The 15,917-nt window shown below is 58.1% G+C and carries 17 protein-coding genes; 13 read left to right on the plus strand and 4 right to left on the minus strand.

Translation table 11 applies throughout. The features are described 5' to 3' along the window. Window positions 1–10: 10 nt before the first annotated feature. From lptE to lipA, 13 genes are all read left to right on the plus strand, one after another. Window positions 11–604 carry an LPS assembly lipoprotein LptE gene (lptE, locus tag MKZ79_RS17185; protein ID WP_336143809.1) on the plus strand — a complete coding sequence of 198 codons (594 nt, stop codon included), beginning with the start codon at window positions 11–13 and terminating at the stop codon, window positions 602–604. Further along, entirely contained in the window at window positions 601–1,632 is a 1,032-nt protein-coding gene (holA, locus tag MKZ79_RS17190; protein ID WP_336143810.1) for a DNA polymerase III subunit delta, read from the plus strand. The genes lptE and holA overlap by 4 nt, the downstream gene beginning before the upstream one ends. Then, the gene (gene nadD, locus MKZ79_RS17195; protein ID WP_336143812.1) at window positions 1,625–2,284 is read left to right on the plus strand and encodes a nicotinate-nucleotide adenylyltransferase; all 660 of its coding nucleotides are present in this window, start codon (window positions 1,625–1,627) and stop codon (window positions 2,282–2,284) included. Before holA ends, nadD begins: the two co-directional genes overlap by 8 nt. 213 nt (window positions 2,285–2,497) lie before the next feature. Beyond that, a complete protein-coding gene (locus MKZ79_RS17200; RefSeq protein WP_442897169.1) occupies window positions 2,498–4,129 on the plus strand; it encodes a glycoside hydrolase family 19 protein in 1,632 nt (543 codons plus the stop codon). A 284-nt stretch (window positions 4,130–4,413) separates the two neighbouring features. Beyond that, window positions 4,414–4,731: a ribosome silencing factor gene (gene rsfS / locus MKZ79_RS17205; RefSeq protein WP_336143814.1), complete on the plus strand. Its 318-nt coding sequence runs from the start codon at window positions 4,414–4,416 to the stop codon at window positions 4,729–4,731. A 3-nt stretch (window positions 4,732–4,734) separates the two neighbouring features. Beyond that, on the plus strand, window positions 4,735–5,205 hold the full coding sequence (gene rlmH / locus MKZ79_RS17210; protein WP_336143815.1) for a 23S rRNA (pseudouridine(1915)-N(3))-methyltransferase RlmH: 471 nt from the start codon (window positions 4,735–4,737) through the stop codon (window positions 5,203–5,205). Window positions 5,206–5,233: 28 nt separating this feature from the next. After that, entirely contained in the window at window positions 5,234–7,138 is a 1,905-nt protein-coding gene (mrdA, locus tag MKZ79_RS17215) for a peptidoglycan DD-transpeptidase MrdA (RefSeq protein WP_336143816.1), read from the plus strand. 2 nt (window positions 7,139–7,140) lie between these two features. Beyond that, complete coding sequence (mrdB, locus tag MKZ79_RS17220) at window positions 7,141–8,253, plus strand: peptidoglycan glycosyltransferase MrdB (protein WP_336143817.1); 1,113 nt, start codon at window positions 7,141–7,143, stop codon at window positions 8,251–8,253. Between the two features lie 9 nt (window positions 8,254–8,262). After that, window positions 8,263–9,387 carry an endolytic peptidoglycan transglycosylase RlpA gene (gene rlpA, locus MKZ79_RS17225; protein ID WP_336143818.1) on the plus strand — a complete coding sequence of 375 codons (1,125 nt, stop codon included), beginning with the start codon at window positions 8,263–8,265 and terminating at the stop codon, window positions 9,385–9,387. Between the two features lie 121 nt (window positions 9,388–9,508). Further along, entirely contained in the window at window positions 9,509–10,720 is a 1,212-nt protein-coding gene (gene dacA, locus MKZ79_RS17230; RefSeq protein ID WP_336143819.1) for a D-alanyl-D-alanine carboxypeptidase DacA, read from the plus strand. A 105-nt stretch (window positions 10,721–10,825) separates the two neighbouring features. Continuing rightward, entirely contained in the window at window positions 10,826–11,089 is a 264-nt protein-coding gene (gene ybeD, locus MKZ79_RS17235) for a DUF493 family protein YbeD (protein WP_158783723.1), read from the plus strand. A gap of 76 nt (window positions 11,090–11,165) precedes the next feature. Next, window positions 11,166–11,807: a lipoyl(octanoyl) transferase LipB gene (gene lipB / locus MKZ79_RS17240; protein WP_336143820.1), complete on the plus strand. Its 642-nt coding sequence runs from the start codon at window positions 11,166–11,168 to the stop codon at window positions 11,805–11,807. A gap of 151 nt (window positions 11,808–11,958) precedes the next feature. Beyond that, window positions 11,959–12,924: a lipoyl synthase gene (gene lipA / locus MKZ79_RS17245; protein WP_336143821.1), complete on the plus strand. Its 966-nt coding sequence runs from the start codon at window positions 11,959–11,961 to the stop codon at window positions 12,922–12,924. A 66-nt stretch (window positions 12,925–12,990) separates the two neighbouring features. Here lipA and tatE read toward each other — a convergent pair whose 3' ends face one another. The 4 genes from tatE to MKZ79_RS17265 form a co-directional block, all read right to left on the minus strand. After that, the gene (gene tatE, locus MKZ79_RS17250) at window positions 12,991–13,197 is read right to left on the minus strand and encodes a twin-arginine translocase subunit TatE (RefSeq protein ID WP_336143822.1); all 207 of its coding nucleotides are present in this window, start codon (window positions 13,195–13,197) and stop codon (window positions 12,991–12,993) included. Window positions 13,198–13,326: 129 nt separating this feature from the next. Continuing rightward, the gene (locus MKZ79_RS17255; RefSeq protein WP_336143824.1) at window positions 13,327–14,091 is read right to left on the minus strand and encodes an amino acid ABC transporter ATP-binding protein; all 765 of its coding nucleotides are present in this window, start codon (window positions 14,089–14,091) and stop codon (window positions 13,327–13,329) included. Next, window positions 14,088–15,029 (minus strand): amino acid ABC transporter permease, encoded by a 942-nt coding sequence (locus tag MKZ79_RS17260; RefSeq protein ID WP_336143825.1) that lies wholly within the window; start codon window positions 15,027–15,029, stop codon window positions 14,088–14,090. The genes MKZ79_RS17255 and MKZ79_RS17260 overlap by 4 nt, the downstream gene beginning before the upstream one ends. Continuing rightward, window positions 15,026–15,913, minus strand: a complete 888-nt coding sequence (locus tag MKZ79_RS17265; protein WP_336144004.1) for an ABC transporter substrate-binding protein — start codon at window positions 15,911–15,913, stop codon at window positions 15,026–15,028. The genes MKZ79_RS17260 and MKZ79_RS17265 overlap by 4 nt, the downstream gene beginning before the upstream one ends. Window positions 15,914–15,917: the final 4 nt, after the last annotated feature.

Consider the following 15,917-nt stretch of genomic DNA (forward strand, 5'->3'; position numbering starts at 1 on the left):
GGGAGGAAGAGTGCGACATATTATCTCGCTGTTTATCGCTGGTCTGGTGCTGCTGACCGCCGGCTGTGGTTATCATCTGCGCGGAACCACCTCGGTTCCGCCCGAACTGAAAACCATGATTGTGGACTCAGGCGATCCTTACGGCCCGCTGGCGCGCGCCGTGCGCGAGCAGCTGCGTCTGAATAACGTGACTATTCTGGAAAAGCCAGGCCTGCGCAAAGACGTGCCGTCGCTGCGTCTGGGCACGGAGACTCAGGGCCGCGACACCGCGTCTATCTTCCAGGATGGCAAAACCGCCGAGTATTCGCTGGTGATGACCGTTAACGCCCAGGTGCTGATCCCGAATAAGGGCATCTATCCGATTAGCGCTACGGTCTATCGTTCCTTCTTTGATAACCCGCTGGCGGCGCTGGCGAAGGATTCGGAGCAGGACATCATCGTCAGCGAAATGCGCGTTCAGGCGGCGCAACAGCTGGTGCGTAAGCTGCTGACCGTACACGCGGCGGAAAACGACAGTTCGGTCAATACGCTGGGCAACTCGCCGCCGGCTATCGATCAAACCTCGCCGCGTTCCGTTCTGCCTGATAACTCTTACGCCAGATGATCAGGATCTATCCTGAACAGCTTGGCGCGCAGCTCCGCGAGGGGCTGCGCGCCTGCTACATTCTGAGCGGCAACGAGCCGCTGCTGCTACAGGAGTCGCAGGACGCCGTGCGCGCCAGCGCACAGCAGCAGGGGTTCACCGAACATTTCAGCGTCGTGGTCGACCAACAAACCGACTGGGACGCTATCTACTCTACCTGTCAGGCGCTCAGCCTGTTCGCCAGCCGCCAGACGCTGCAGCTCTCGCTGCCGGAAAACGGCGCTAACGCCGCCATAGCCGAAAAGCTGCTGACGCTCTCCACGCTGCTGCATGAAGATATACTGCTGCTGCTGCGCGCGCCAAAACTGACCAAAGCGCAGGAGAACAGCGCGTGGTTTAAAGCGCTCAGCGCCAACGCCGTTATCGTTCCCTGTCAGACGCCGGAACAGGCGCAGCTGCCGCGCTGGGTCAACGCGCGCGCCAGAAGCATGGGACTGGCGGTGGACGAAGCGGCGGTACAGCTGCTCTGCTACTGTTACGAAGGCAACCTGCTGGCGCTGTCGCAGGCGCTGGAGCGCCTGTCGCTGCTCTGGCCGGACGGCAAGCTGACGCTGCCGAGAGTCGAACAGGCGGTCAACGACGCCGCGCACTTTACCCCTTTTCACTGGGTGGACGCGCTGCTGGGCGGCAAAAGCAAGCGGGCGCAGCATATTTTGCGCCAGCTAAAAGCGGAAGAGAGCGAGCCGGTGATCCTGCTGCGCACGCTGCAAAGAGAGCTAATGACGCTGCTGACCCTGCAGCGGCAAATGAAGCAAACGCCGCTGCGCACGCTGTTCGACCAGCATCGGGTCTGGCAGAACCGGCGTCCGCTGTTAACGGAAGCGCTACAGAGGCTGACGGCGAAACAGCTGGCGCAGGCGATAAGCCTGCTGACGCGCATTGAGCTGACGCTGAAGCAGGATTATGGCCAGGCGATCTGGAACGAGCTGGAAACCCTGTCGCTGCTGCTCTGCACCGCCTCTTTCCCGGAGGCCTTCTGCGATGGCTGAATCCGCAAAGCTGCAGGCGCTGTTCGGCGGCACTTTCGATCCCATTCACTATGGCCATCTTCGCCCGGCGGAAACGCTGGCCGACCGGCTTGGCCTGCAAAAGATCACGCTGCTGCCCAATAACGTGCCGCCGCATCGCCCGCAACCGGAAGCGTCGCCTGCTCAACGCATAAAAATGATTTCGCTGGCGATAGCCGGTAATCCTTTGTTCGATATTGACCAGCGCGAATTGCAGCGCCAGACGCCCTCCTGGACTATCGATACCCTGATCGAGCTTCGCCGGGAGCGCGGCGAGCGGCAGCCGCTGGGATTTATTATCGGTCAGGATTCACTGCTGACGCTGCATAAATGGCATCGCTGGCAGGAACTGCTGGATTACTGCCATCTTCTGGTATGCAAACGTCCCGGTTACGCGGAAAAAATGAGCACGCCGGAACAACAAAGCTGGCTTGATACTCACCGTACGGAAGAGATATCGCAGCTGCATCATTCCCCTGCCGGTTCGGTATTTCTGGCCGACACCCTGTTGTTGCCCATCTCCGCCACGGAGATTCGCGAACGCCGCCGCGCCGGACTTTCCTGCGAAGGAGTGCTGCCAGCCGAGGTTATCGAGTGGATGGATCAACAAGGCCTTTACCCGGCACAGCAGTAGTTATTAATTTATTTCTGCCCGCCGCGAGCAAATTATCCGGCGGTTACTGAATAACAACCTATTTTGATTAACTATTATTGATTTGCTTCTGCGCAGCCACGCTTCAAAAATCCGACCCGGATCCCACGCACAGCGGCCACTTTTATTTTCTTCGCCGCCGGGCGTGGGAATAAAAAGCCTCTCTACCGGGAAAGAAAAATGAAAGAAAATAAGATGAAAAAATTGCTGCTGGCAAGCTGCATAGCCCTCTCTTTCAACGCCTTCGCTTACGACTTATATAATCCGCAGCAAACTTATCCCGCCGGATCTTACGTCACGCTGGACGGCAAAACCTATCATGCCAAATGGTGGGTCGGCGCGGGTCAGCGGCCGGACGCTGTAGTGGAAAATCCGTGGGATACGCCGTGGGAGCTGGTCCGTGACAGCGGCGCGCCGGAGGTGAAGCCAGACCCAACGCCGGAGGTAAAACCCGATCCTGCGCCAGAAGTCACGCCATCCGACTATCCGCCTTATGTGGCGGGAACCGCCTATAAATCTGGCGATATCGTCAGCAATGCCGGAAAAAATTATATCTGCAAAGAGGGCGTTGCCGCCTGGTGCAGCGGCAGTGCGCTGGCCTATGAACCTGGCGTAGGTCACGGCTGGAAGTCAGCCTGGGCCATCTACTCAAGCGACAGCGCAGGCGGCGGAGACGCCAGCGACACGCAGCCGGAAGCCTCCATGACCCTTTCCCGCGCCGAGCTGGCTAAAACCGAAGCGCAGCTGACCAGCGGCGGCCTGATGAGCGAAGTGATGACTTCTATCGCCACGCTGGATAACGCAAAGGTTGAAAAAATTACCGCTGGCGCCAAAGAGAATCCGGATAACGTGAAGCGGGTGGAAAAGATTATCGACGCTAAACGCTGGGATTATCTCTTCCCTCGTCGCGACGCCGCCTATACCTACGACAATTTTCTGAAGGCGGTCGGCAAATTCCCGCGTCTCTGCGGCGACTTTAAAGATGGTCGCGACGCGGACGGCATCTGTCGTAAAACCCTGGCGACCATGTTCGCGCACTTCGCGCAGGAAACCGGCGAGCACAATGTCCACGGCGACGTGCCGGAATGGCGTCAGGGCCTGCACTGGGTGCGCGAAATGGGCTGGGTGGAAGGCCAGCCGAACGGCTACAACGGCGAATGCAACCCGGACACCTGGCAGGGCAAAGCCTGGCCATGCGGCAAAGATAAAGAAGGCCGCTATCTGAGCTATTTTGGCCGCGGCGCCAAGCAGCTCAGCTATAACTACAATTACGGCCCCTTTTCAGAAGCGATGTTCGGCGATGTCCGCGTCCTGCTGGATAAGCCTGAACTGGTCGCCGATACCTGGCTCAACCTTGCCAGCGCCATCTTCTTCTATATCTATCCGCAGCCGCCTAAGCCCAGCATGCAGTTCGTTATTGATGGGACATGGCAGCCTAACGCACAGGATAAAGCGGATGGCCTGGTGCCTGGTTTCGGCGTTACCACGCAGATCATCAACGGCGGCGTGGAGTGCGGCGGCAGCGTTGAAGTGGCGCAGTCGCTGAACCGTATCAAGTACTATGAGGCTTTTGCCAAAGAGCTGAACGTACCCATTGCCGCTAACGAGGTACTCGGCTGTAAAAATATGAAGCAGTTCTCGGAAGGCGGCGCAGGCGCGCTGCCCATCTACTGGGAGGAGAACTGGGACTATAACGAAAAAAATCCGGGCGGTAAAAGCTACGCCTGCAAACTGGTCGGCTATCAGACGCCTTACAGCGCCTTCAAAAAGGGCGACTACGCGGAATGCGTCAAAGCGCACTTCCCCGATCTGGTGATTACCGATTAACCCGCGTTAAAACCGGCGGAAGAGCGAGCGCGCTCTTCCGCTTTCAGCTCGCCGTTTCTCTCTACGCGCCACGCAGCCTCTCTGCCCTGAAACAACTATCCGGCCAGCGGTCATTGACTCTCAGCCACGGACTGTTATTCTCCGCTGCCATGATTTTTAAGCGGGCGTCCACATAAGCACACAATTATTCGGCTCAGGAGCGTGGATCTTCGACGCTGACGTGGGATAATAGCGCTTCCGCCTGGCGGATCTATTTCATTCAACCGTATTCAGAGGGGAACCTTTTGCAAGGTCAAGCACTCCAGGAATTCGTCATCGATAAAATTGACGATTTGAAAGGCCAGGATATTGTTTCTGTCAACGTACAGGGCAAATCCAGTATCACCGACTGCATGATTATCTGTACCGGTACTTCCACACGCCACGTCGCTTCCATCGCCGATCATGTGGTGCAGGAGTCGCGCGCCGCCGGGCTGAAGCCGCTGGGCGTCGACGGTAAAGCCTCCGCCGAATGGGTGGTGGTCGATTTAGGCGATGTCATCGTGCACGTTATGCAGGAAGAGAGCCGTCGCCTCTACGAACTCGAAAAGCTCTGGAGCTGACGCGTGAAGCTGCAGCTGGTTGCCGTTGGCACCAAAATGCCCGACTGGGTGCAAACCGGATTTCTGGAATACCTGCGCCGTTTTCCCAAAGACATGCCTTTTGAGCTGACCGAAGTGCCAGCCGGCAAGCGCGGGAAAAACGCCGATATCAAACGTATTCTGGAAAAAGAAGGTGAAGCGATGCTGGCCGCCGTGGGAAAAGGCAACCGCATCGTCACGCTGGATATTCCGGGGCAGCCGTGGGAAACGCCGCAGCTGGCCGCGCAGCTTGAACGCTGGAAGCAGGATGGCCGCGACGTCAGCCTGCTGATCGGCGGCCCGGAAGGACTGGCGCCCGCCTGCAAAGCGGCGGCGGAGCAAAGCTGGTCGCTCTCCGCCCTGACGCTGCCTCATCCTCTGGTGCGCGTGCTGGTGGCGGAAAGCCTTTACCGGGCATGGAGCATCACAGCCAATCACCCTTACCATCGCGAATAGCCCTTAACCGGACAGATTAACGCAGCGGATGAAATTACAACGTAACGCCTTTCGTGACTATACCGCCGAACAGACGCTGTTTGTTCGCCGGGCGCTGATCGCTTTTTTTGGCATCTTACTGCTTTCCGGCATCCTGATAGCTAATCTCTATCATCTGCAAATTGTTCGCTATAACGACTACAGTACCCGCTCCAACGAGAACCGTATCAAGCTGGTGCCTGTCGCGCCCAGCCGCGGCATTATTTACGATCGCAACGGCACGCCGCTGGCGCTCAACCGGACTATCTACCAGGTTGAGCTGGTTCCTGAAAAAGTCGAAAACCTTGAAAAAACGCTGCTGGCGCTGCGCCAGGTGGTCGATCTCACCGATGAAGATATCGCGGCCTTTGAAAAAGAGCGCAAGCGCTCGCGCCGCTTTACCTCGATTCCGGTTAAAACCGGGCTGAATGAGGTACAGGTCGCACGCTTCGCCGTTAATCAGTACGCTTTTCCCGGCGTGGAAGTCAAAGGCTATCAGCGCCGCTACTACCCTTACGGCTCCGCCCTGACCCACGTGCTGGGCTATGTCTCCAAGATCAACGATCGCGATGTCGAGCGGCTGGATAAAGAGGGCAAATGGCCGAACTACGCGGCCACGCACGATATCGGCAAGCTGGGTATTGAGCGCTATTACGAAGATATCCTGCACGGCAAAACCGGCTACGAAGAGGTGGAAGTCAACAACCGCGGCCGCGTCATCCGCCAGCTGCACGAGCAGCCGCCGCAGGCCGGACAGGATATCTGGCTGACTATCGATCTCAAGCTGCAGCAGTACATCGAAACGCTGCTGGCGGGCAGCCGCGCCGCCGTGGTGGTGACCGATCCGCGCAGCGGCGAAATCCTGGCGATGGTTTCCATGCCCAGCTATGACCCGAATCTGTTTGTGGATGGCATCAGCAGCAAGGACTACAACAAACTGCTGCAGGATCCGAACCGGCCGCTGATCAACCGCGCGACTCAGGGCGCCTATCCGCCCGCTTCCACGGTAAAACCCTATATTGCCGTTTCCGCGCTCTCCGCCGGCGTGATCAATAAAAACACCAGCCTGTTCGACCCCGGCTGGTGGCAGCTGCCCGGTTCGGAAAAACGCTTCCGCGACTGGAAACACTGGGGTCATGGTCATCTGAACGTCACCAAATCGCTGGAGGAATCGGCGGATACCTTCTTCTATCAGGTCGCCTATGATATGGGCATCGACCGCCTTTCCGAATGGATGGGCAAGTTCGGCTATGGCCGCCTTTCCGGTATCGATCTGGTGGAAGAGACGGCAGGCAACATGCCGACTCGCGAATGGAAGATGAAACGCTTCAAAAAACCCTGGTATCAGGGCGACACCATTCCGGTAGGCATCGGCCAGGGTTACTGGACGGCGACGCCGGTGCAGATGAATAAAGCGATGATGATTCTGATTAACGACGGCATCGTGCGCACGCCGCATCTGATGATGGCCAACAAACTGAATAACGTCACGGTGCCTTGGAAGCAGCCGGAGATCCCGCCGGTGGCCGATATCCATTCCGGTTACTGGGAGATCGCCAAAGACGGCATGTACGGCGTCGCCAACCGCCCTAACGGCACGGCGCGCAAAAGCTTCTTCGACGCGCCCTATAAGATTGCCGCCAAATCCGGTACGGCGCAGGTATTCGGCCTGAAAGAGAACGAAACCTACAACGCCCACAAGATTTCTGAACTGCTGCGCGACCATAAGCTGATGACCGCGTTTGCGCCCTACGATCATCCACGCGTAGCGGTAGCGATGATTCTGGAAAACGGCGGCGCAGGGCCGGCGGTCGGCACCATTATGCGACAAATCCTCGACCATATAATGCTCGGGGACAACAACACCAACCTGCCAGACGCCGCTCCGGTGCCGTCTGGCTACGAAGGCGAATAACCATGAACGATCGTCACCAGAAAAGCACGATCTGGACGAGGATCCACGTCGATCCCACCTTTTTTATCCTGATTTTCGCCCTGCTGGTCTACAGCGCGCTGGTGATCTGGAGCGCCAGCGGCCAGGATCCGGGCATGATGGAGCGCAAGCTGGGCCAGATCGCGATGGGCATCGTGATTATGCTGGTAATGGCGCAAATTCCGCCGCGCGTTTACGAAGGCTGGGCGCCCTATCTTTATATTATCTGCGTCATTTTGCTTGTCGCCGTGGACGCCTTCGGCCATATCAGTAAAGGCGCACAGCGCTGGCTGGATCTGGGCGTGGTGCGCTTTCAACCCTCGGAGATAGCCAAGATAGCCGTGCCGCTGATGGTGGCGCGCTTTATCAACCGCGATGTTTGTCCGCCGACGTTGAAAAACACCGCCATCGCGCTGGTGCTGATTTTTATGCCCACGCTGCTGGTGGCGGCGCAGCCCGACCTCGGCACGGCGATCCTGATCGCCGCCTCCGGCCTGTTCGTGCTGTTTCTGTCGGGCATGAGCTGGAAACTGATTCTGGTGGCCGTGCTGCTGGTCGCCGCCTTTATACCGGTGCTCTGGTTCTTTCTGATGCATGACTATCAGCGCGACCGCGTCATGATGCTGCTCGATCCGGAGAGCGACCCTTTAGGCGCGGGCTACCATATTATTCAGTCGAAAATCGCTATCGGCTCCGGCGGGCTGCGCGGTAAAGGCTGGCTGCACGGTACCCAGTCGCAGCTGGAGTTTCTGCCCGAACGCCATACCGACTTTATCTTTGCGGTACTGGCGGAAGAGCTGGGCCTGGTCGGCGTGCTGGTGCTGCTGCTGCTCTATATCCTGGTGATCATGCGCGGCCTGCTGATGGCGGCGAGAGCGCAAACCACTTTTGGCCGGGTGATGGCCGGCGGCCTGATGCTGATTTTCTTTGTTTATGTTTTTGTGAATATCGGCATGGTCAGCGGTATATTACCCGTGGTCGGCGTACCGCTGCCGCTGGTAAGCTATGGCGGCTCCGCCCTGATCGTACTGATGGCCGGCTTCGGCATTATTATGTCGATTCATACCCACCGTAAACTGTTGTCGAAAAGCGTTTAAGAGGCTTATATGCGTAAGGATTGGCTCTGTATTAGTCTGGCTGCGGCGCTGCTGGCAGGCTGTGTCAGCGAACAACAGCAGGCACCTGTTACCCAACAGCAGCAAACTTATAACGGCCCTGTTGTGGAGATTGGCGGCGTCGAGCCGCGCTATGAGCCGCTGAGCCCCAATGCCAACCAGGACTATCGCGTTAACGGTCAGAACTACCGCATCGTTAAAGATCCGTCGAACTTCAGCGAAACCGGGCTGGCGAGTTGGTACAGCGAAAGCGCCGACGGCAGCCGCACCGCTATCGGCGAACAGTACGATCCGCAGGCGCTGACGGCGGCGCACCCTACTCTGCCGTTGCCCGCCTACGTGCGCGTCACTAACCTGGCGAACGGCAGGCAGATAGTGGTGCGCGTCAACGATCGCGGCCCCTACAAGCCAGGCCGGATTATCGACTTATCAAAAGCGGCAGGCGACCGCCTGAATATCTCCAACAATACCCGCGTAAAAATTGACTATATCCAGGTCGCGCCGGACGGGTCGCTTTCCGGCCCGGGCACTGTCGGCACTACCGTCGCCAAACAGAGCTACGCGCTGCCGCCGCGTCCTGATATCGGCGGCGGCATGGTAGTGATGGGCGGCGCGGCCGCGTCGCAGGATGCCTCTTCCGGTGAGATGTCCCAGCCTGCCGTCGCCGCGCAGCCCGATGTGCGTCCTGTAGACAACAGCACGCTGAGCAGCGATGACAGCCTGGGCGCGCCGGTGCGCAGCAGCGGATTTTTAGGCGCGCCGCAGCCGTTAGCCAACGGCGTGCTGGAAGGCAGCGAGCCTGAACCCGCGCCGGTCGTAGCCGCGCCCGTTCCAGTTCAGCCTGCGCCCGTCTCATCGCCTGCTGCCGAGCCAGTCGCAAGCGCTTCCTATGTCGTGCAGGCAGGCGCGTTAAGCGATGCGGCTCGCGCCCATCAGCTGGCCTCTTCGTTAGGCAAGCAGTTCGGCGTGCCGGGCAAGGTGACGATGAGCGGTAACGTTTATCGCGTGCAGCTGGGCAATTTCACCTCACGCCAGCAGGCGACGGCGCTGCAGCAGCGGCTTGCCAGCGAAGCCAGTCTCAACTCTTTCGTGACCACGGCAGCAGGCGGCAGGTGACGGCTTCCCGTCTTTGCCCGCGTTACGCTGATAACGCAGGTAAAGACGGATGCCGCCCGGAAACGCATTTGCTATAGTGAGTCACTTTTTTAACTTAGCCATGGATGTTGTTGTCCCCAACATGAATACTCTGACCTCTTCCCAACTGTTCAAACGCCTGACGGCGGGTTCGCTGATCGCCCTCAGCCTCACCGCCTTCGCCCACGCTGAAGACGTGAATATCAAAACCATGATCCCAGGCGTACCGGATATCGACGCAGAAGCCTATGTGCTGATCGATTACAACTCCGGTAAAGTGCTGGCAGAGAAAAATGCCGACGCGCGCCGCGATCCGGCCAGCCTGACCAAAATGATGACCAGCTACGTTATCGGCCAGGCGGTGAAAGCGGGCAAAATTCATCAGGAAGACGTGGTGACCGTAGGTAAGGACGCCTGGGCGACCGGCAACCCGGTATTTAAAGGTTCCTCGCTGATGTTCCTGAAGCCGGGCGACCGCGTACCGGTTTCCCAGCTGACGCGCGGCATCGTACTGCAGTCCGGCAATGACGCCTGCGTGGCGATGGCGGACTACGTAGCGGGCAGCCAGGACGCTTTCGTCGGCCTGATGAACAACTATGTTAAGGCGCTGGGCCTGCAGAACACCCACTTCCAGACCGTGCACGGCCTGGACGCCGAAGGCCAGTACAGCTCGGCCCGCGATATGGCGCTGATTGGCCAGGCGCTGATCCGCGACGTGCCGGACGAATACGCCGTCTATAAAGAGAAAGAGTTCACCTTTAACAATATTCGCCAGACCAACCGCAACGGCCTGCTGTGGGATACCAGCCTGCACGTTGACGGCATCAAGACCGGCCATACGGAATCCGCAGGCTATAACCTGGTGGCTTCCGCTACGGAAGGCCAGATGCGACTGATCTCCGCAGTCATGGGCGGCCATACCTATAAAGGTCGCGAAACCGAAAGCAAAAAACTGCTGACCTGGGGCTTCCGTTTCTTTGAAACCGTGGCGCCGCTGAAGGCGGGCAAAGAGTTCGCTTCCGAGCCGGTCTGGTTCGGCAACAGCGACCGCGTACAGCTGGGCGTGCAGAAAGATGTCTATCTGACTATCCCACGCGGCCGCATGAAAGATCTGAAAGCCAGCTACACGCTGAGCAATACCGAGCTGCATGCGCCGCTGGCGAAAAACCAGGTCGTGGGCACTATCAACTTCCAGCTCGACGGCAAAACCATTGAGCAGCATCCGCTGGTGGTGCTGAATGAAGTGCCGGAAGGCGGCTTCTTCGGCCGTATCGTCGATTACATCAAGCTGATGTTCCATCACTGGTTCGGCTAAGCCGCACGCGGACGCTTGATTTCAGTCTGAATGCACCCCATATTAAATTTATATCCAGGCTCCCGCTGACGCGGGAGTCTTTGTTTTGGCATTACCGGAGCCCCTATGAAAACCAATCTTAAAGAACTGCTCGAGTTTCCAACCCCTTTCACCTATAAAGTGATGGGTCTGGCGCAGCCGGAGCTGGTTGATCAAGTAGTCGAAGTCGTGCAGCGTCACGCGCCCGGCGACTACTCTCCGGATGTTAAACCAAGCAGCAAAGGCAACTACCATTCCGTCTCTATCACCATCACAGCGACCCACATCGAACAGGTGGAAACGCTGTATGAAGAGCTGGGCAAGATAGAGATCGTGCGGATGGTGCTGTAGCCGTGACCGTTCGGGGGCTGACCGCAGCCCTCGTTCGGCGTTATACTCCCTTCTTTCTTCCCTGACCGGACTCTCCATGCATCAGGATACCCTATTCGTTCGTCAGCTCGGCCTGCAGCCTTGGGCACCCGTTTCCCAGGCAATGCACGACTTCACCAATCAACGCACTCAGGAAACGCCGGATGAGCTCTGGCTGGTGGAGCATCCGCCGGTTTTCACTCAGGGCCAGGCGGGCAAAGCCGAACATCTGCTGACGCCGGGCGACATTCCGGTGATGCAGAGCGATCGTGGCGGACAGATCACCTATCACGGGCCAGGTCAGCAGGTTATGTATGTGCTGGTCAATCTGCGGCGCCGCAAAACCGGCGTGCGGGAGCTGGTTACCGCTATTGAGCAAACGGTTATCGCCACGCTGGCGGATTACGGTGTCGTGGCCGCCGCCAGAGCGGATGCGCCGGGCGTGTACGTCGACGGCAAAAAGATCTGTTCGCTGGGCCTGCGTATTCGCAACGGCTGCTCTTTTCACGGGCTGGCGCTGAACGTGGCGATGGATCTTTCACCTTTTATGCGCATTAATCCCTGCGGCTACGCCGGGCTGGAAATGACGCAGCTCGCCGCTTTTAAAGAAGGCGTGACGCTGGCGGATGTACAGCCGCTGCTGGTGAAGCACTTCGCGCGCGAGCTGGCGGTGACGGATGTTAAATGGCTGGATCGGTGACGGCCGCTTTAACTTTACAATTTCGTCACATTTTCTCATCCGACCCGGCTGAAACCGGCGCCGCAAGATGATATAATTTTTGCGCTTTTCTCAAAAAAATTTGAATGTCACGCGGCTGACTAGCGCATGCCAACCTGGAAACAGCAAGATTATGAGTAAACCTATTCAGATGGAACGCGGCGTCAAATACCGCGACGCGGATAAGATGGCGCTGATCCCGGTGAAAACCGTGGTCACCGAACGCACAGAGATTCTACGTAAGCCGGAGTGGATGAAGATCAAACTCCCTGCCGACTCCAGCCGCATTCAGGGCATCAAGGCCGCCATGCGTAAAAACGGTCTGCACTCCGTCTGTGAAGAGGCTTCCTGCCCTAACCTTGCCGAATGTTTTAACCACGGCACCGCCACGTTTATGATCCTGGGCGCTATCTGCACCCGTCGCTGCCCTTTCTGCGACGTGGCGCACGGCCGTCCCGTGCAGCCGGATGTTAACGAACCGGAAAAGCTGGCGCAAACTATTGCCGATATGGGCCTGCGCTACGTGGTGATCACCTCTGTTGACCGCGACGACCTGCGCGACGGCGGCGCTCAGCACTTTGCCGACTGTATCAGCGCTATCCGTGCGAAAAGTCCAAACATTAAAATTGAAACCCTGGTGCCGGATTTCCGCGGCCGTATGGATCGCGCGCTGGATATCCTTAACGCCACGCCGCCGGACGTGTTTAACCACAACCTGGAAAACGTGCCGCGCGTCTATCGTCAGGTGCGTCCGGGCGCCAACTATGAGTGGTCGCTGAAGCTGCTGGAGCGATTTAAAGAGGCGCATCCTGAGATCCCTACCAAATCGGGACTGATGGTTGGCCTGGGCGAAACCAACGAAGAGATTGTGGAAGTGATGCGCGATCTGCGCCGCCACGGCGTCACCATGCTGACGCTGGGACAATATTTACAGCCAAGCCGTCACCATCTGCCGGTACAGCGCTACGTCAGTCCGGCCGAATTCGACGAGATGAAAGAGGCGGCGATGGCGATGGGCTTCACCCATGCGGCCTGCGGCCCGTTCGTGCGCTCTTCCTACCATGCGGATATGCAGGCGAAAGGGCTGGAAGTGAAATAACGCCGGCGCCTGAAAACAAAAACGGATGACAGTGTCATCCGTTTTTTTATCGCTTTATGCGGCACGTTACTCTTTATGAGCAACCTGCTCAGCCGCTTTTTCTTCAGCGACAGGCGCTTTCTTCGCGGAGGTGTCGTCGTCGCTCATCGCCTTTTTAAAGCCTTTGATCGCCGAACCCAGATCGCCGCCAAGCGAGCGTAACTTGTTGGTTCCGAAAAGTAATACAATCAGAGCGCCAATGATCAGCAGTTTGGCAATAGTGATACCTTCCATACACACCTTCTTTTTTAACCGGACCGGTAAGGGTCAATAACCATGAAGTGTATTAACGCGCAGATCGTCGGTCAATACAACCGCCATCTGTAACAGAGTAAGAACTGCACAAAGGGCCGACGAATAATATCAGATAAAACGGCTCAGGAAAGCCTGAAATCGCGGATGACGGGGATTTACCAGCACCTCTTCCGGCGGCCCCTGCTCCACCACCACGCCGCCATCCATAAACACCACGCGATCCGCCGCCTCGCGGGCGAAGCCAATCTCATGCGTCACCACGATCATCGTCAGGCCACGCTCCGCCAGCGTGCGCATGGTAGCCAACACTTCGCCGACCAGTTCAGGATCGAGCGCGGAAGTAGGCTCGTCAAACAGCATCAGCTCGGGCCGTATGGCGAGCGCTCTGGCAATGGCGACGCGCTGCTGCTGACCACCGGAAAGATGACGCGGCCATGCGTCCGCCTTATCGCTTAATCCCACCGTTGCCAGCAGTTCGCCAGCATAGCGCGTCGCCTCCTGCCGCGACTGCTTATGCACGCCAATCGGCGCCTCAATAATATTCTGCAACACTGTCATATGTGGATAGAGGTTGAACTGCTGAAACACCATGCCGATGCGCTGGCGTTGGCGAGCGATGCGGCGTGCGGAAAGCCGCTGTAGCCGCCCCTTTTTCAGCTCGTAGCCGATCTGCTCTTCGCCCAGCATAATCGAACCGGCGTTCATCTCCTCCAGGTGATTGATACAGCGTAGAAAAGTGGATTTCCCCGAGCCGGATGGCCCCAGAATCACCACCACTTCGCCCGGCATCACATCCAGATCGATGCCTTTCAGCACCTCGTTGTCGCCGTAGCTTTTTTGCACGTTGCGCGCCCGCACCAGCGGCTGATTCACAGTTCCTCCTTATGCAGTAAAGGACGAGGCGCTATTGCCGCAGGCCGTTTCGCTACGGAAACGCTACGCCGTACGCCGCGGGAGTAATAACGCTCGATGGCCGACTGGCCGACGTTGAGCACGGAGGTAATCAACAGATACCAGATCACCGCCACCATCAGCATGGGGATCACTTCAAACGTGCGGTTGTAGATCGACTGTACCGAATAGAGCAGATCGCCCATGGCGATCACGCTGACCAGCGAGGTTGCCTTAATCATGCTGATCAGCTGGTTGCCCGTCGGCGGAATAATCGATCGCATCGCCTGGGGAATAATAATACGGCGCAGCGCGCGGGCGCGGCTCATCCCGAAAGCCTGCGTTGTCTCGACCTGACCATTGTCTACCGACTGTAGCCCGGCGCGGATAATCTCGGCCATATAGGCGGCTTCGTTCAGCGCCAGGCCCGCAATCGCGGCGGTCAGCGGCGTGATGAGATCGTTGGTGTTCCAGCTGGCGAATACCGGCCCGTTAAAAGGCAGGCCCAGCGTAATGGCGGGAAACAGCGTTGACATGTTATACCAGAAGATCAGCTGCACCAGCAGCGGCGTGCCGCGGAAAAACCAGATATACAATCCCGCCAGGCCACTGAGCAGCCGGTTATCGGAGAGCCGCGCCACCGCCAGCAGCAGGCCCAGCAGCGTGCCGGCGATCATTGAAACCACGGTAAGTCCCAGCGTGACCTGTAGCCCTTTCAGCACCGAGGCTTCGGTAAACCATTGTCCTACCACGCTCCATTCAAAATTCGGGTTGGTCGCCACCAGCCAGCCAGCGTTAGCCGCTACGCACAGCACGGCAATCCAGGCGATCAGCCGTCCATAGCGAGGCTTAGCGCGGGCAAACGCGACATTGCGTTGCTCGCTTTCCCTGATGCGTGCAGGCGTATCGGTAGATCTCATTTTGCCGTCCCCTGCGCCAGATTGATGCCGGGCGCCTTAATCATATTGCCCGTCAGCTGCCACTTTTTCATAATCGCCGCGTAGGTGCCGTTGGCAAACAGCATTTTGTAGCCGTCCAGCACCACTTTGCCGAGTTCAGAATTTTTCGGCACCACGGTGCCCTGAAAAATATCGCCGAAGCCGTTTTTGCTCCCCTGGCCGGTCAGCTCCAGCTGGCCGTGCGCCTGTCCGACAAAATAAACCAGTGGCGCCTGGGAGGAGAAAAAGGCGTCCGACCGTTTCGAACGTACGGCAAGGATAGAGGAAGGCTGATCGGTAAAGGATTGCACCGTCACGCCCGGTTTGCCCGCTTCCGTACAGGCCTGCGACTGCTTGCGGATTACCTGCTCGGCCGAGCCTGCCGCCATCACCGCGATGCGCTTGCCGCAGGTATCCTGCAGGCCGTTGATTTTCGCCGGATTGCCTTTTTGTACGGCGAAGACCACAAACTCCTGCACATAATCGATAAAATCGTTTTGCTGTTGGCGGTCGGGATAGTCGCCTACCGGCCCAATCGCCAGCTGATAGCGTCCTGATTTAATCCCCGCCAGCACGCCCGAAAGGCCGCTGACCGTAGCGTGTTCTATTTTAACGCCCAGCAGCTGAGCCAGCGCCTCGGTCAGATCGGCGGATGCGCCGCTCATTGACGTTGGCCCTTCGACAATTTCGTAGGGAGGAAAAGAGCCGTTATTGACGGAAATCATCTTGCCGGCCTGCTTAATCGACGCAGGCAGTCGGTCGTGCAGCGCCTGGTCCATTTTAACAACAGGAATGGCGTCGGCGGCCTGAGCCAGACCCGTGGCTAAACTTACGGCCAGCACAAGAGCGGTAGCTGTTTTCATTATCTTC

It is taken from the genome of Erwinia sp. CGal63 (assembly GCF_037026505.1).
Classification (GTDB): Bacteria; Pseudomonadota; Gammaproteobacteria; order Enterobacterales; family Enterobacteriaceae; genus Erwinia.

Bases quoted from the DNA above. Each gene is read 5' to 3' on its own strand.
- ybeD (WP_158783723.1), top strand. From the start codon at position 10,826: ATGAAAACCAATCTTAAAGAACTGCTCGAGTTTCCAACCCCTTTCACC.
- lipB (WP_336143820.1), top strand. From the start codon at position 11,166: ATGCATCAGGATACCCTATTCGTTCGTCAGCTCGGCCTGCAGCCTTGG.
- holA (WP_336143810.1), top strand. From the start codon at position 601: ATGATCAGGATCTATCCTGAACAGCTTGGCGCGCAGCTCCGCGAGGGG.
- mrdB (WP_336143817.1), top strand. From the start codon at position 7,141: ATGAACGATCGTCACCAGAAAAGCACGATCTGGACGAGGATCCACGTC.
- mrdA (WP_336143816.1), top strand. From the start codon at position 5,234: ATGAAATTACAACGTAACGCCTTTCGTGACTATACCGCCGAACAGACG.
- dacA (WP_336143819.1), top strand. From the start codon at position 9,509: ATGAATACTCTGACCTCTTCCCAACTGTTCAAACGCCTGACGGCGGGT.
- rlpA (WP_336143818.1), top strand. From the start codon at position 8,263: ATGCGTAAGGATTGGCTCTGTATTAGTCTGGCTGCGGCGCTGCTGGCA.
- tatE (WP_336143822.1), bottom strand. From the start codon at position 13,197: ATGGAAGGTATCACTATTGCCAAACTGCTGATCATTGGCGCTCTGATT.
- MKZ79_RS17200 (WP_442897169.1), top strand. From the start codon at position 2,498: ATGAAAAAATTGCTGCTGGCAAGCTGCATAGCCCTCTCTTTCAACGCC.
- lipA (WP_336143821.1), top strand. From the start codon at position 11,959: ATGAGTAAACCTATTCAGATGGAACGCGGCGTCAAATACCGCGACGCG.
- nadD (WP_336143812.1), top strand. From the start codon at position 1,625: ATGGCTGAATCCGCAAAGCTGCAGGCGCTGTTCGGCGGCACTTTCGAT.
- MKZ79_RS17260 (WP_336143825.1), bottom strand. From the start codon at position 15,029: ATGAGATCTACCGATACGCCTGCACGCATCAGGGAAAGCGAGCAACGC.